This window comes from Amycolatopsis sp. (assembly GCF_025464955.1).
Taxonomy (GTDB): domain Bacteria; phylum Actinomycetota; class Actinomycetes; order Mycobacteriales; family Pseudonocardiaceae; genus Amycolatopsis.
Window position 1 is genome coordinate 52,643 of the sequence record NZ_JAODNM010000064.1, and the last position, 15,141, is coordinate 67,783.

14 protein-coding genes and 1 pseudogene are annotated in these 15,141 nt (G+C 67.8%); 3 read left to right on the plus strand and 12 right to left on the minus strand.

Translation table 11 applies throughout. From position 1 onward, the window contains the following. Positions 1-95 precede the first annotated feature (95 nt). From JWQ81_RS14440 to JWQ81_RS14480, 9 genes are all read right to left on the minus strand, one after another. Positions 96-770 carry a sirohydrochlorin chelatase gene (locus tag JWQ81_RS14440; protein WP_297541608.1) on the minus strand — a complete coding sequence of 225 codons (675 nt, stop codon included), beginning with the start codon at positions 768-770 and terminating at the stop codon, positions 96-98. After that, positions 767-1,885, minus strand: coding sequence for a uroporphyrinogen-III synthase (locus tag JWQ81_RS14445; RefSeq protein ID WP_297541610.1), 1,119 nt, complete (start codon positions 1,883-1,885; stop codon positions 767-769). Before JWQ81_RS14445 ends, JWQ81_RS14440 begins: the two co-directional genes overlap by 4 nt. After that, complete coding sequence (gene nirD, locus JWQ81_RS14450) at positions 1,882-2,226, minus strand: nitrite reductase small subunit NirD (protein ID WP_297541612.1); 345 nt, start codon at positions 2,224-2,226, stop codon at positions 1,882-1,884. Before nirD ends, JWQ81_RS14445 begins: the two co-directional genes overlap by 4 nt. Next, positions 2,223-4,739: a nitrite reductase large subunit NirB gene (gene nirB, locus JWQ81_RS14455; RefSeq protein WP_297541614.1), complete on the minus strand. Its 2,517-nt coding sequence runs from the start codon at positions 4,737-4,739 to the stop codon at positions 2,223-2,225. The genes nirD and nirB overlap by 4 nt, the downstream gene beginning before the upstream one ends. After that, entirely contained in the window at positions 4,739-6,118 is a 1,380-nt protein-coding gene (locus JWQ81_RS14460; protein WP_297541616.1) for a nitrate/nitrite transporter, read from the minus strand. Before JWQ81_RS14460 ends, nirB begins: the two co-directional genes overlap by 1 nt. 164 nt (positions 6,119-6,282) lie before the next feature. Further along, entirely contained in the window at positions 6,283-7,080 is a 798-nt protein-coding gene (locus tag JWQ81_RS14465) for a TIGR02569 family protein (protein WP_297541618.1), read from the minus strand. A gap of 500 nt (positions 7,081-7,580) precedes the next feature. Continuing rightward, entirely contained in the window at positions 7,581-8,759 is a 1,179-nt protein-coding gene (gene moeZ, locus JWQ81_RS14470; RefSeq protein WP_297541620.1) for an adenylyltransferase/sulfurtransferase MoeZ, read from the minus strand. A gap of 95 nt (positions 8,760-8,854) precedes the next feature. Further along, positions 8,855-10,027: a DUF3152 domain-containing protein gene (locus JWQ81_RS14475; RefSeq protein WP_297541622.1), complete on the minus strand. Its 1,173-nt coding sequence runs from the start codon at positions 10,025-10,027 to the stop codon at positions 8,855-8,857. An 80-nt stretch (positions 10,028-10,107) separates the two neighbouring features. Further along, on the minus strand, positions 10,108-11,040 hold the full coding sequence (locus JWQ81_RS14480) for an alpha/beta fold hydrolase (protein ID WP_297541692.1): 933 nt from the start codon (positions 11,038-11,040) through the stop codon (positions 10,108-10,110). Positions 11,041-11,232: 192 nt separating this feature from the next. Between JWQ81_RS14480 and JWQ81_RS14485 the strand changes: the two genes are divergently transcribed. After that, on the plus strand, positions 11,233-11,856 hold the full coding sequence (locus JWQ81_RS14485; RefSeq protein WP_297541624.1) for a TetR/AcrR family transcriptional regulator: 624 nt from the start codon (positions 11,233-11,235) through the stop codon (positions 11,854-11,856). A gap of 121 nt (positions 11,857-11,977) precedes the next feature. After that, a pseudogene (locus tag JWQ81_RS44930) lies at positions 11,978-12,139 on the plus strand (helix-turn-helix transcriptional regulator); the annotation flags it as partial. Between the two features lie 34 nt (positions 12,140-12,173). Here the strand turns inward: JWQ81_RS44930 and JWQ81_RS14495 are convergent. From JWQ81_RS14495 to JWQ81_RS14505, 3 genes are read right to left on the minus strand one after another with little or no spacing between them, the layout of a single operon-like run. Then, on the minus strand, positions 12,174-12,404 hold the full coding sequence (locus JWQ81_RS14495; RefSeq protein ID WP_297541628.1) for a hypothetical protein: 231 nt from the start codon (positions 12,402-12,404) through the stop codon (positions 12,174-12,176). 34 nt (positions 12,405-12,438) lie between these two features. Next, a complete protein-coding gene (locus JWQ81_RS14500; RefSeq protein WP_297541630.1) occupies positions 12,439-13,362 on the minus strand; it encodes an alpha/beta hydrolase in 924 nt (307 codons plus the stop codon). After that, on the minus strand, positions 13,359-14,279 hold the full coding sequence (locus JWQ81_RS14505) for a diiron oxygenase (RefSeq protein WP_297541632.1): 921 nt from the start codon (positions 14,277-14,279) through the stop codon (positions 13,359-13,361). The genes JWQ81_RS14500 and JWQ81_RS14505 overlap by 4 nt, the downstream gene beginning before the upstream one ends. A gap of 65 nt (positions 14,280-14,344) precedes the next feature. Here JWQ81_RS14505 and JWQ81_RS14510 point away from each other — a divergent pair, with 65 nt between their 5' ends. Then, entirely contained in the window at positions 14,345-15,124 is a 780-nt protein-coding gene (locus tag JWQ81_RS14510; protein ID WP_297541694.1) for a TetR/AcrR family transcriptional regulator, read from the plus strand. Positions 15,125-15,141 lie beyond the last annotated feature (17 nt).

Consider the following 15,141-nt stretch of genomic DNA (forward strand, 5'->3'; position numbering starts at 1 on the left):
GAATGAGAGGATCAAGGGGACAACGAGGAAACGGGGAGGAAAGCTATGGGCACCAACGAAGAAGCGACGATCGGCACGGCCAGGTTCACCGGCCCTCAGGCTGCGGCGGCGGTCCGCAGGGCTCGGTGATAGCGGCGTAGCACGAGGTCAGCTATGCCGGGGTGGGCGCCGAGCGGGGCGGCGCACACCCCGGCACCCGATTCGGTGACCCGGCGGTGGAACAAGCCGGGGGCGAGCAGCCAGGAAGCGACGGCGACCCTGCCGTGCGCTTGTTCGACGATGTCCGCGACGGAAGGAGAAGCGGTGGCCGCATAACCCACCCGCACCGGGGTGCCCAAGCGCAGCGCGAGCGCGTGTGCCGCATTGTCCACATCGGACAGTGCACGCGCGTCGTTGGATCCTGCTGCAGCGAGGACGACGTGATCGCTCTCGTGATAGCCAGCGGCGTAGAGCCGTTCGGCCATGACGTCGACGAGCTCACGCGCGGGCCCGAACGACTCCGCCATCAGCACGTTCCGGCGCTCGCTCGCTTCGACCTGCGCCGGAATGTCGGTGCGGACGTGATACCCCGAGGCAAGGAACGCGGGCACCACCACCACCGGCCCGCAGCCGAGGGATAGCGAGTCCAGGACCGTCGTCACGTCCGGTGCGCGGACGTCGGCGTAGGCCACCCGGACTTCGTAGCCGCGCGCACGTACCAGGGCGGCCAGGGCTTCGATCACGACGGCACCGGCCGGATCGCGCGTACCGTGCGCTGCCAGGACGATCATGACTGCGACCTTTCCACGGCGAGCCGATAGCCGCGTTTCACCACGGTCTGCACCAGCCGTCCTTCCCCCAGCGAGGTCCGGAGCCTGCCGATCGCCGTTTCCACAGCGTGCGCCTCGCCACCGCCAGGCAACGCCGACACCAGCTCCCGCCGCGAAACCACTCGCCCCGGCTCGGCCGCCAGCGCGCGCAGCAACGCCATCGGCGCCGGCGCGACGTCACACCACTGACCGTCCACAATGGCCGCCTGGCCGCGCAGCTCGATACACCGCCCCGCCGCGTGCAGCCGTGGCGAACGTTCAGCCAAGGACTGCGTGACCGTCCGCGCGAGCGCACCGATCCTGGCTCGTTCCGGCTGCACGGTCGGAATGCCGAGCGCGGCGAGCGGGGCCGCGGTGATCGGCCCGACACACGCCACCAGCACCCGCTCACTCAGCCCGTCGACCAGGCCCGCGAGCCTCCCAGTGCGCTTCGCCATGGCCAGCATGCTCGCCGCCGCGGGCGCGCTGGTGAACGGCATGGCGTCGATCGTGCCGTCGAGCACCGCGTCGATCAGCCTGTCCAGCGGACCCGGATCAGCGGGCCCGACCCATCGGTACACCGGGATCTCGATGACCTCGGCCCCGGCCGCGCGCAGTGAGTCCACGAAGTACGGCAGTGGCTCGCCGTGCAGCTGGACCGCGATCCGCAGGCCGTCCACCCCGGTGGTCAGCAGGTGCTGCAGCAGTTCGGCATTGCTCTCCGACGCCGGCGAGTACTCCTCCGAAAGCCCGGACGAACGAATCGCGCCCTTCGCCTTCGGCCCGCGCGCGAGCAGCGACGCCTGACCGATGCGATCGAGCAGCGCCTGCCCGATTCCCCAGTCCTCGGCTGCCTCGATCCAGCCGCGGAAGCCGATGCCGGTGGTCGCGACGACGGCGTCCACCCGCTCGTCCAGCAACCTGGTCGTCGCCGCGTGCAGGTCGGAGTCGTCGGCCAGCGGCACGATCCGGATCGCCGGCCCGTACCGCGCGGTCGCGCCCTTGCGCACGAGCAACGCGCCGAGCTCGTCAGCCCGGCGCGCGGCGGTGATGCCGATGACGAATCCGGCCAGCGGCAGCACACCCATTTCATTCATGGCAACTCCACATGCACCACTCCAGCCGTCACCCGCACGGCATACACCAGCACCCGCACCCCTGCGTCGTCCAGGCACACACCGGTGCGGAGGTCGAAGCGCTGCTTGTAGATCGGTGACGCGACCACCGGGGCACCTTCGCTGTCCCCGACGATCCCGCGCGCCAAGACCGCAGCACCACTGAACGGGTCTATGTTGGACAGTCCGAAAAGGTCATCTTCCGACGGCCGGAAGATCGCCACCTGGACATCTTCGCCGAGCAGCGCGGCGACACCGCCACCGATCGGGATGGCCGTCACCGCGCATACCGCTGTCCACGTTCGCTCCATTGACAGGGTCATCGACTCGCGACCTCGGGCATGCCCAGCAAGACGGGCACGTTCTGCTCCCGCTCGGTGCGGAATGCGATGGTCGGATCGGGGGTACCCGGCGCGTTGACGAACGTACTGAACCGCGCCAGCTTCTCCGGGTCCTCAAGCACTCCGCGCCATTCGTCATGGTAGTCCTCGACGTGCTTGGCCATGGCCGCCTCCAGGTCTTCGCAGATGCCGAGACTGTCGTCCACGATCACCGCCCGCAGATGGTCCAGCCCGCCTTCCATCTCCTCGATCCAAGCCGCTGTGCGCTGCAGGCGGTCGGCGGTCCGGACGTAGAACATCAGGAACCGGTCGATGGTCCGGATCAGCGTCTCGGTGTCCACATCGGACACCAGAAGCTCGGCGTGGCGTGGCGTGATGCCCCCGTTACCGCCGACGTAGAGGTTCCAGCCGTTCTCCGTCGCGATGATGCCGAAGTCCTTGCTGCGGGCCTCCGCGCATTCACGCGCGCAGCCGGACACGCCGGACTTGATCTTGTGCGGCGACCGCAGCCCGCGGTACCTGAGCTCCAGCTCGATCGCGAGCCCGACGCTGTCCTGAACGCCATAGCGGCACCACGTCGACCCGACACACGACTTCACTGTCCGCAATGCCTTGCCGTAGGCGTGTCCGGATTCGAACCCGGCGTCGACGAGCCGCCGCCAGATGTCCGGCAGCTGGTCGACGGTCGCACCGAACAGGTCGATCCGCTGTCCGCCGGTGATCTTGGTGTACAGCCCGAAATCCAGCGCGACCTGGGCGATGACCAACAGCTTCTCCGGCGTGATCTCGCCGCCCGGGATCCGCGGGACCACCGAGTACGTCCCGTTGCGCTGCATGTTGGCGAGGTACTTGTCGTTCGTGTCCTGAAGAGTGGCTTGCTCGCCGCCGAGAATATGCCCGTTCCCCAGTGTCGCCAGGATCGACGCCGCCGCCGGCTTGCAGATCGCGCAGCCGAGTCCCTTGCCGTATCGGCGAATCAGCTCGCTGAACGTGGCAATGCGGGTCGCGCGGACGATCTCGAACAGCTCCGCGCGCGACTGCGGAAAGTGCTCGCACAGCGACTTCGACTGCTCGACCCCGCACGCCGCGAGCAGCTTGCCCAGCATCGGAACACAAGAGCCGCAAGCAGTTCCGGCGCGGGTGCACGCCTTGATCTTGCCGACCGAGTCGTTACCGCCTTCGGTGATCGCGGTGGTGATCGCACCCTTGGTCACCGCGTTGCAGGAACAGATCTGCGCTTCGCTCGGCAGCGCGTCGACACCAACGGCCGCACCGCCACCGGCCGGCGCGAGGATCGCTCCCGGGTCGGCGGGCAGCCGTCTGCCGACCAACGCCCGCAACGTGTTGTATTCGCTCGCATCGCCGACCAGCACCCCGCCGAGCAGCGTTCGCGTGTCGTCCGAGACCACGAGCTTCTTGTACGAACCGGCGACGGCGTCGTTGAACACCACCTCGAGCGAACCCTCGGTGGCCGCATGCGCGTCACCGAAACTGGCGACGTCGACGCCCATTAGCTTCAGCTTGGTCGAGGTGTCCGGCTCGGGGAAGGTGGCCGCGCTTCCGGTGAGCTGGGCCGCCACCACCTCCGCCATCGCGTAACCCGGCGCGACAATGCCGTACACACGGCCGTTGACCGCCGCACATTCGCCGATGGCGTAGACGTTTTCGTCGCCGGTCCGGCACGAGGCGTCGACCGTGATCCCGCCCCGCGCGCCGACTTCGAGTCCACTGGCGCGGGCGAGGTCGTCACGGGGCCGGATCCCGGCCGAGAACACGACCAGGTCCAGGTCCAGCTCGGTGCCGTTGGCCAGCCGCGCGAAAAGCCGTTCGCCGTCGGCCTCGATGACCTCCGTCGACGTTCCCGTGTGGACGGAGACGTCGAGCGCGGTGATCAGCCGCCGCAGCAGACCGCCACCGCCCTCGTCGACCTGCAACGGCATCAGGCGCGGTCCCATTTCGACCACGTGCGGCGACAAGCCCATGTCCCGCAGTGCTTTCGCCGCTTCAAGACCGAGCAGGCCACCACCCACGACCATCGCGGCGCGCCGGCCTCGACCGGACTTGCCCGCCGCCGCCCGGATCGCGTCGAGGTCCTCGATCGTCCGGTAGACGAACACGCCCGGCAGGTCGTGCCCCTTGACCGGCGGAACGAACGGACGCGAGCCGGTCGCCAGCACCAGCGCGTCGTAGCCCTGCTCGAACCCGGCTTCCGTGACGACAACCCGGCGTTCACGGTCCACGGTGGTCACCGGGTCGCCGAGACGGAGTTCGACGTGCTCATCATGGGCGTAGTCGGCTCCCGGCAACGCCAGTTTCGCGGGGTCCCAACCGTCCACATAGGACGTCAGGGCGACCCGATCGTAGGCCGGCCGAGGCTCCTCGGCCAGCACTACGATCCGCCACGCGCCCGCCGGGTCGTCCGCGCGAACGGCTTCGACGAGCCGATGCGCGACCATGCCATGCCCGACAACGACCAGCGTGCGCGTGTCTGGCATCAGACCTCAGCCCCGGCGATCGCCAGTCCTCGCTTGCTCGTCTCCGCGGCGGGTTTGCGCAGGTAGACAGCCCAGGTCACGACGAAACACAGGCCGTAGAAGATCAGGAACCCGACGAACGCGGGCACCCCGCTCTTGGCGTCGGCGAACGACTGCCGGAACGCGAGATTGATGAACAGCCCGCCGAGCGCACCGATCGCGCCTGCCAAACCGATGAGCGCACCGGACAGCTTGCGCGCCTTGAGCAGTTCCAGCGCCTCGTCCGCGCCTTCCGCGATCGCGGCCTTGGCCTTCACCCGGAAGATCGCCGGGATCATCTTGTAGGTCGAACCGTTGCCGACTCCGGTCAGCACGAACAGCACGATGAACGCGATCGTGAACAGTGCCAGGGACTTGCTGTTCGACGCCACGATCAGCACGAGCGTGGCGACGGCCATGCCGACGAACGTGAAGAACGTGACCTTCGCACCGCCGAGGCGGTCGGCCAGCCAGCCGCCGACCGGACGCGAGAACGAGCCGAGCAGCGGGCCGAGGAACGTCACCGCGGCCGCCTGCAGCGGTGTCCGGCCGAACTGGTTCTGCAGGACGAGACCGAAGGCGAAACTGAAGCCGATGAACGAACCGAAGGTGCCGATGTAGAGAAACGACATCACCCAGCTGTGTGCGTCCTTGACGACCTCACGCATGCCCTTGTTATCGGCCCGCACCGTGGAGAGATTGTCCATGAACTGCGCCGCGCACACTGCGGCGATGACGATCAGCGGGATGTAGATGTAGAGCACGATCCGCGGGGCGGTGGCACCGGCGGTGCCGATGATCAGCAGCCCGACCAGCTGGATCGCCGCGACCCCCAGGTTCCCGCCACCGGCGTTGAGACCCAGCGCCATGCCCTTGGCCTTCTCCGGGTAGAAGGTGTTGATGTTGGTCATCGACGACGCGAAGTTCCCGCCACCGACACCACCGAACGCGGCCACGATCAGGAAGGTGCCCAGGGAGGTGCCCGGCTGCATCACGATCGCGGCGGCCACCGTCGGGATCAGCAGCAGCAGCGCGCTGATGATTGTCCAGTTGCGGCCGCCGAACTTGGCGACGGCGAAGCTGTAGGGCAGGCGCAGGATCGACCCGACCAGCGTCGGCGTCGAGACCAGCAGGAACTTGTCCGACGCCGAGAGGCCGAACTTCGGGCCCATGAACAGGACCATCACCGACCACAGGCTCCAGATCGAGAAGCCGATGTGCTCGGAGAAGATGGAGAACCAGAGGTTCCGGTTGGCGATCTTCTTGCCGGTCGACTCCCAGAACCCGGCGTCCTCGGGCTCCCAGTGGTCGATCCAGTGCTTTCCCGAGTGCTGGACTTGGGGTGCGGCGTCGGCGGTCATGCTGGTGTCCCTCCCTTTCCGGTGGTCGGCTCAGGAAGGGACGCTAAGGACGGGGTGTTACCTCAAAACGCCTGAATGTTTCCGGCAGTTGACAAAGGGCACCGAAATCCCCGTCCACGCGGTGAGATGCGCGCCGACTCCCGCAACTCGCCGTCGACTTGAGCTCAGACGAGCTCGCTGACCTCGCGGGACGCGGCTCGGAGGCCGTCGAGGGCAGCGCGGGTGGCCTTCGGGTTCATGGCGTTCGCGGCGAGCCGGAAGAGCATCGCGCGCAGGAGCATCTGGGACCAGTCCGGCAGGTGTGACCAGCGGTGCAGCAGCTGGATGTCCGCTCCGCCCCAGATCAGCGCGTCGACCGCGACGACGGCGACGCCCCACTCGGCCGGGCGGTAGTACGGCGTGAAGTCGATGAGTCCGGGCGGGGCATCGCCGTCGAACACCATGCTGGCCAGCAGATCGCCATGGACGACTTGGTTCGGCAACCGGACCGGCCGCCGCGCGCCGGCGAGGACCTCGAACCAGCGGCCGCCGTTGGTCTCGTCGAGCTGGACTTCGGCCTCTCCCCACGCCATCCGGTCGGCGACGGAGTCGAAGTCGGTGCGCTCCTCGAGGAACGGCGGACGCGGGAAGTCGACTGTCACGCGGTGCAGTTTGACCGCGGCGAGCACGACCTCGTCGTACCGGTGTTCGGCCGTTCCCGACACGTACCGGTTGGCCGACCAGTTCGCGACGATCGACCGTCCGTCTGTCGCGCGCACCGGCTTCGCGATCCGCAGATCCGGCACGACGACGTGGTTGAGCGCCTTCGCCGACCAGAGCGCGTGTCGCTTGTCCCCCACCGGTTTGAGCACGATGTCGCCGAAGCGCCACGCGCCGCGTTCGGGCAGCAGCTCCGCTTCCACGGGCCGCGCGCCGAAGGCCGAACAGACGTGGTCCGGCGGGGGTTCGGGTCTGGAGCGCACGACAAGTGAGATTACCTCGCTTTCGGCGCCACGAATGAGACGGCTCGCATCGACGCGGCGTGCAACTCGCCGTCGAGTTGCGGTGCTTAGCGTCCACAAGCAGGGCACCCTTGTACAAAAGTGGGTCTTCGGTCGTCTGTGTGGGTGCTGGTTGCTGTGGACTGGCTGCGTTTTACCGCAGCAAGGGCCGGGTCGTGTCCGGTGTACGGCGAATGCCGGTGTCCGGAGCTGGGTGTGGGACTCGCCGGTCTGAACGTGGGACTCGCCCTCGCTGAACGTGGGACTCGCACAACACATCGGCGAGTCCCACACTCCTGCCCGGCGAGTCCCACGTTCACGCCGACGAGTCCCACATTCACTGACAGCCGACCACACCCGCTGACCTCAAGAACCTCACCAGCCACTGAGGCGTCGCGGACCCACACCTACGACACAAGAGCCACAAAAGTGCCCTGCTTGAGGACTCAACTACCGCAAGTCGACGGCGAGTCGTGTGTGGCTCAGTACGTCGGCAGGCTCTGGTCGATCTGCCTGGCCCACGCCAGGATGCCGCCACCGAGGTGGGTCGCATCCTTGAAACCGGCCTGGTGCAGCGCCGCAAGTGCTTCCGCTGAGCGGGCACCGGACTTGCAGTGCAGCACGATCGGCCGATCCTGCGGCAGCTCGGACAGCGCCTCGCCGGACAGGATCCGGTCCTTCGGGATCAGCTTGGCGCCCTTGATGTTCACGATCTCGTACTCGTGCGGCTCGCGGACGTCGATCAGCTCGAACACGTCGCCGTTGTCGAACTTGGCCTTCAGCTCGGCCGGGGTGATGGTGCTCCCCGCCGCCGCGTTGGCTGCCTCGTCCGACACCACGCCGCAGAACGCGTCGTAGTCGATGAGCTCGGTGATCTTCGGGGTCTCGGGATCCTTGCGGATCTTGACCTCTCGGTAGCGCATCTCCAGCGCGTCGTAGCTGATCAGACGGCCGAGCAGCGGCTCACCGATACCCGTGATGAGCTTGATCGCCTCGTTGACCATGATCGAACCGATCGACGCGCACAGCACGCCCAGCACGCCGCCTTCGGCGCAGGACGGGACCATGCCCGGGGGCGGCGGCTCGGGGTAGAGGTCGCGGTAGTTGAGGCCCTTGCCGTTCGGCGCGTCCTCCCAGAACACGCTGGCCTGGCCCTCGAAGCGGTAGATCGAGCCCCAGACGTACGGCTTGCCGAGCAGCACCGCCGCGTCGTTGACCAGGTACCGGGTGGCGAAGTTGTCCGTGCCGTCGACGATGAGGTCGTAGTCGGCGAAGATCTCCAGCGCGTTGGCGCTCTCGAGCCGCTCGGTGTGCAGGTTGACCTTGACGAACGGGTTGATCTCGGCGATCGACTCCTTGGCCGACACAGCCTTGAGCTTGCCGACGTCGGACTGGCCGTGGATCACCTGGCGGTGCAGGTTCGACTCGTCGACCTCGTCGAAGTCGACGATGCCCAGCGTGCCGACCCCGGCCGCGGCCAGGTACAGCAGCGCGGGGCTGCCCAGCCCGCCGGCACCGATGACCAGCACCTTCGCGTTCTTCAGCCGCTTCTGCCCGATCATTCCGACATCCGGGATGATCAGGTGACGGCTGTAGCGAGCCACCTCTTCCTTGGTGAGCTCAGCGGCCGGCTCTACGAGCGGCGGCAGCGTCCCTGACATCGGTCCTCCATCTTCGCGTGGATCGCGTCTGCATCCCAGTATGTCTAACGCGCGCGGGCAAGAAGTACTTCCCCTCGTCCACCTGGTGAGATGGGTCAGCCTGTCGGCTGAGCTTGCGGGTTCGGCCAGGGGTTGACCTTGCAGACCCGCCCGTCCTTCGCCACCGCGCTGTAGTTGGTCGGGTCGACCTTGTTGAGGTCGGCGACGTAGTCGTCGGACACCCCGAACGTCTGCTGCATCATCACCGGCGCGAGCTCGCCGTTGCCGGGGCAGCCGACGTGACTCTTGCCGACGGCGTGGCCGACCTCGTGGTTGATCGCGTACTGGCGGTAAATACCCATGTCGCCGGCGAACGCGATCGCGCCGCGCACCCAGCGGGCGAGGTTGATCACGACGCGGGAGTCGAAGCTCTTGCGGTAGCAGGAGGACTCGTAGGTGATCGTGTACCCGCAGACGTCCTCGCGGTGATCGGTGGCCGGGGTAGTCAGGCTGACCCGGAAACTCGGCTTCGGGTAGGTCGCGTCCACCCGCTGGAACTGCACCTGACCGGTGCCCGTCCAGCTCTGCGGGTTCGACAGCGTGGCCTCGACGGCATCGGCGAACGTGTCCTCGCCGCTGAAGCTGCTCGCGTCGATCCCGTCCTCGACCTCGACGGTGTAGGTGTACAGCTTGCCGGCCGTGCCGACCTTCTTGCCGCCGCCCGGAGGGATCGGGAGGACATGGAACGTGCCCTTGCCCTGCTGGGTGAAGTCGCCGCCGCCGGGCAGGACCGCGGTGGGGATGTTCAGCTGCTTCGCCGGGCTCTCGTTGACCGCAGGGTCGTTGGCGACGGACCCGGTGCCGGTCGCCGCGGGCGACTGCGCCTGCTGACCCGACGCGATCGGCTGGGCCGGGCTGTTGGCAGTGTTCAGCACAATCAGCACGGTGAGCACCACGAGGATCGGCAGCGCGTAGACCCGCCAGCCGTACGTCCTCGACAGCTTGGTGAGCTTGCCCGACGTCGGTATGTCGGACTCGTCTTCCTCGGCGGGATCGACCTTCGGCTGCCACGACGCGCGCAGCGGCTCGGCGGAGGTCCGGCGGCCGCCGGGGCGGTACCTGTCCTCGCTGACCCGCACCGCGGGCGGCGTAGTCGGCCGGTACTGCTGACCCGTGCGCGGTGGGAGTCCGGAGCTCTTGGACGCCGAATGCGGGGCGCGCCGAGCGGACGACGGGTACTGCTGAGCCCGCCCGTCTTCGCCTCGCGGTTCCCTCGTCACCCGTTCCACGCATCCAGGGTGCCATAGACGGACCGTGATGCCGACGCCGACTGGCGTATTACGCAGAGATAACTCTTCACTCGGATGGGCTACCAGGTACCGGTTTCCACCGTTTCCCACATACCCAAAACGGCCTTCGCTACGGCAATCGGGCGTTCCATCTGCGCCACATGGCCGGTACGGGGGAGGACCAGTAGCCGCCCGTGCGGCAGCGTTCGCGCGGTACGGGCTGCTCGCCGGACGGAGATCACTCGGTCGTGGATGCCCCAGACCACGAGCGTGGGAACTGTGACGGTCGACGCGGTCCTCCACAGCGAAGCGGAACCGCGTGCGCCCCACGCGCGGAAGATGGCGAACGTGCTTCGGGCCAGCGCGGGTGCCGCCCAGGTAAGCCCGGCCCGTGCGCTGTGCTCTTCGCTGAGGTCAGTGAGCCTGCTCTCAGTGAAGGCCTCAGGCTCCGCGAAACAGAGTCGGATCACCTGCATCGCGCGTTCGCGCGGCCCCATCGAAGCCATCCGGCGACGCACTCCGCGGCCGACGAACGGCAGGTACGCGAGCGCCATCATCGGGTCGGACATCCGTCGCGGGTCGGGGCGGCGGTCGGGCATCGCGGGGGAAATCAGCGTCAGCGTGCGCACCAGGTCCGGCCGTCGCGCCGCGGTCAGGAGCGCGATCGCACCGCCCATGGAGTTGCCCAGCAGGTGCACCGAGCCGGTGCCGGACTCCTTGACCAGCTGCTCGAGGTACTTCACGACGACGTCGGCGTGTGCGTCCATGGTGAACGAAAACCCGGCCTCGGGCTCGGAAAACCCGAAGCCGGGCAGGTCGACGGACGCACCTGCGGCGAACGGCGACAACAACGCGGACAGGTCCGTCCAGTTCGTCGACGACCCGCCGAGCCCGTGGATGTAGACGGCCGCGGCGGCGTCGGAACCCGGGGTACGGCGGACGTGCAGGCGGAGCCCGCCGACCGTTTCCTGCACCCCGGCCCACGGGTGCCGCTCGCCGTCGAGCGACGGCAGCGGTGTGTCACTCAGCGGGATTTGAGTGATGGGGGTGCGTCTGGCCGCTGCGGCGTTCGGGCGAGAATAGGAGGTGGACACCCTTCCAGCATGCCTGACCCTTGGCGCGTCGGCCGTACCGGCGAGTAATGTCAAGGCGATTTCGTGTGGCGGTGACCCCGCCGCGGCGAACGCGGCTCGACTGGAGGAAGCATGACGGAGATGGCGCGAGTGCAGCAACGTGGTGTCCGCCTGCCACGGACGGAACGCCGTGCGCAGCTGCTGGCCGCGGCGCAGCGCGTCTTCGCCGCGAACGGCTACCACTCGGCGGCGATGGACGAGATCGCCGAGGAGGCCGGCGTCAGCAAGCCGGTCCTCTACCAGCATTTCCCCGGCAAGCTCGACCTGTACATCGCCCTGCTGGAAAGCCACGTCGACGAGCTCGTGCACCGCGTCAAGACCGCGCTGGACTCGACCAGCGACAACAGGCAGCGCGTGCCCGCGACCGTCGGCGCGTTCTTCGACTTCGTCAGCAGCGACGCGGGCGCCTTCCGGATGGTGTTCGAATCCGACCTCCGCGGCGAACCCGCCGTGCAGGAGGCCGTCGACAGGGCGACGTCGGCCAGCGTCGACGCCATCACGGAGACCATCACCGCCGACGCCGGCCTCGACGAGGACAAGGCGCGCCTGCTGGCCGTCGGCCTCGTCGGCCTGAGCCAGGTCAGCGCCCGGTTCTGGCTCGCGAACCACAGCTCGATGAGCCAGGAAGAGGCCGTCGCCCTGACCGCGAACCTCGCCTGGCGCGGTATCGGCGGCGGTTTCCCCCTGCAACACTGAGCCTGGTCAGAGCTCGTGAGCGTTCCGGCCGGTTCTAATCGGCCAGAATACTCACGAGCGTTCGGGGGCTTCGGGGATTCCACCGGGTGCGTAGGTAGCTCCTTTCCGGTGGCTTGACGGAATGCCCGAGCACGAAACGACCGTCCGCAGCCGCGAGCTCGGCGAAGAACTCCGACGCGTCCTGGAAAAGGCCGAACTCACCGGCCTGGAGGTCGCTCGCCAGCTCGGCTGGTCCCAAAGCGACGTCTCCCGCATGCTCACCGGAAAAGGCGCCGTCAAGGAAGCCGACGTCGCGACCCTGCTCGGCATCTGCCGCGTCAAAGACCGCGAGCGCGCGCGACTGTTGAAACCTCGGCCTCATCCAGGGATACCCCGCCGTCGGTTACCGCGCGGCGGGCGGTGGCGTCAACAACAAGGCCCTCTGCCAGATCGTGGTCGGTGTCAACGATGACCTGGTCTTCTCGGTCGGCATCCTGCTCGGCGGGAACGCGATCGCCAAGGGCACCGATGCTTGCGTGGCGGGCAAGGGTTCCCTGCACCTGACGCAAGGAACGTCCCTTTCGCCGCACCCACGCCCAACACCTACCGGGCAGCCGCGACCAGGACGGCTCGAAGCCGCTCCGCGACTTCGGCGGCGCGTTCTTGCGGGAGCATGTGGCCGGCGCCCGGGTAGCGGACGAACTCGGCGTCGGGGAGTTCCTCGGCGATGACCTCGGCGTGCGCGACAGGGCAGAGTCGGTCCCGTTCGCCGACCATCACCACGGCCGGCACGCCGCGCAATGTCGCCAGCGCGGTGCGGCGGTCGTGGACGCCGATGTCCTCCTGGAACCCGGCGACGCTGGCCGGATGCGCGCTAAGCAGTTGGTACGCAACGGAAGTGACGTCGCTACGCCGCGGATGTTCGCCGAACACCAGGAACCGCGCACCCGGCCGCACAAGGGCGGGCGAGAGCGGCAGGGCGTCGCGTCGCTGCCGCGCGAGCATCTTCCCCAGCCGCCGTTCGAAGCGGACAGCGCCGTTCCCGGCGATGCCCGGCAGGCCAAGCGTGACACGGTCCATCTGCCCCGACGACGTCGCGACGAAAGCCACACCGGCAACGCGGTCGGAGACCAGCTCCGGATACCGCTCCGCGAACGCCATGATCGTCATGCCGCCCATCGAATGGCCGGCCAGCACCAAGGGTCCGTCCGGAACCCGCGCCTCGATCAACTCGGCGAGGTCGTCGGCGAGCGTGGCGATGTTCGCCGTGCCCGGCTTCGCGGGACCGGAACCGCCGTGCCCGCGAAGGTCGTACCGCAGCACGCGCACGGAGCCGTCGATCCGGTTCGCGACCTGGTCCCAGGTCCGGTGGTCCTGGGTCCAGCCGTGCACCAGCACGAGCGTAACCGCCGAGTCCGCCGGACCGGTGACGTCGACGTGCAACGCCGTGCCGTCGCTGGTGACGAAGCGGTGTTCACGCGCCGGGTCCCAGGAAACGGGCCGCCGCGACGGCTGAAGCGTCGTCATCGCGACTTCTTCGGGAGCAGGAAAGACTTGCGCCACAAGAACATTCCCGGCTTGCCGACCAGCCCGGACTCCTGCAGGAACGGCATGATCCGGTCACCCGCGTAGTGGATGGTCTCCTGCCAGTTCGGGTTGTTCAGCGCGGCCTCGACGCCTTCGGACGGGCGGATACCGACGGCTTTGTACACGCCGGGGTTGATGAACGCACGCGTCACGAAGAACGCGATCAGCGCGATAATGAACTGCTGGTAGACGAGCTCCACTTTGGACAGCTTCGCCATCCCGCGCGTCACTTCTTCACGTGCGAACGTCACGTGGCGGGCCTCTTCGAGCACGTGGATCCGGTTCACCATCCGCACCAGCGGCTGGATGTTCGGGTCGTTCATCTGTTCGCGCTGCAACCGGTCGAGGACCTCCTCGGCAACCAGGATCGCGCCATAACGCGCCGGGCCGTAAGAGATCGTCGGCATGAGCTTCGCGAGCTTCCGCAGCCACGGCACTGGGCCGTAGCCGGGCGCGCCGATCCGCGCCGACATCCGCGCGAACATCGTCGAATGCCGGCACTCGTCGGCGACCTCGGTCAACGCGTACTGCGCGTGGGCGCTCGTCGGGTCCTGGTCGTAGACGTCCTTGAGCAGCATCTGCATCAGCAGGATCTCGAACCACAGCCCGGTGGTGGCGATGCTGGCGACCTCGTGTTTGCCCAGCTCGATACGCTGTTCCGGGGTCAGCTTGTCCCACAGCGGTGTCCCGTACAGCGACGAACGCTTCTCCGGGATGAAGTGCAGGCCGTCAACGAGCGGCGCTGCCCAGTCGATATCGACGTCGGGGTCGTAGAACTTGTTCGCCGAAGACTTGAGCAGCCGCTCGGCCGTCTTGTCTCGATCGGTTTCCTTGAGCGCCCTTGTCGTAGACGTCACTGTCGACAACCCCTTCCGAGTGACCTGAGTTTCTGTAACCTCGGGTAACAGTTACCTCTGGTAGCATCCCTCTCGTGGTCGAACGTGTCAAGCGCATCAGCAAGCACCCCAGCAAGCACCCGTCCGCGGACGAGGCGGCGACCGGCGACGCCCGCCGGGACAGGTGGCGGAAGCACCGGATCGCCCGCCGGGCCGAGTTCGTCGAGGCCGCCCTTCGCGCGCTGGACGTCCACGGGCCGGACCTGGGCATGGACGACGTCGCCGCCGAGGCCGGCGTCACGAAACCCGTGCTGTACCGCCATTTCGACGACAAGGCGGACCTGTACGTCGCGCTCGGCCAGCGGGGCACGGAGATCCTGTTCGAGCGGCTGATCCCGGCGATCAACGCCGAGCTCGCGCCGGTCCCCCGCATCCGGATGGCACTCGACGCGTTCTTCACCGTCATCGAGGAGCACCCGAACCTGTACCGCTTGCTCGCGCGCGGGTCCTTCCAGGACAAGTCGCGCGTCGACGCGGACGTCGTCGCGGAGGACAAGGAGCTCATCGCCACCGCGCTGACGGCGCTGCTCGGCGACTACATGCGCATGTTCAACATGGACTCCGGCGCGGCCGAACCCTGGGCGCACGGGATCGTCGGCATGGTGCAGAACACCGGCGAATGGTGGCTGGACAGGCGATCCATGGGCCGCGACAGCGTCGTGGAGTACCTGACGCAGATCATCTGGGCCGCCATCGACGGCCTCACTCGCCAGCACGGCATCGTCATCGACGCGAACCTGCCGCTGGACGAGAACAAGGTCGTCCGGCTGTCGCAGTCGACAGCGTCCACCGAAGAACTTGGCTGACCGTAAGGAGATTCCCG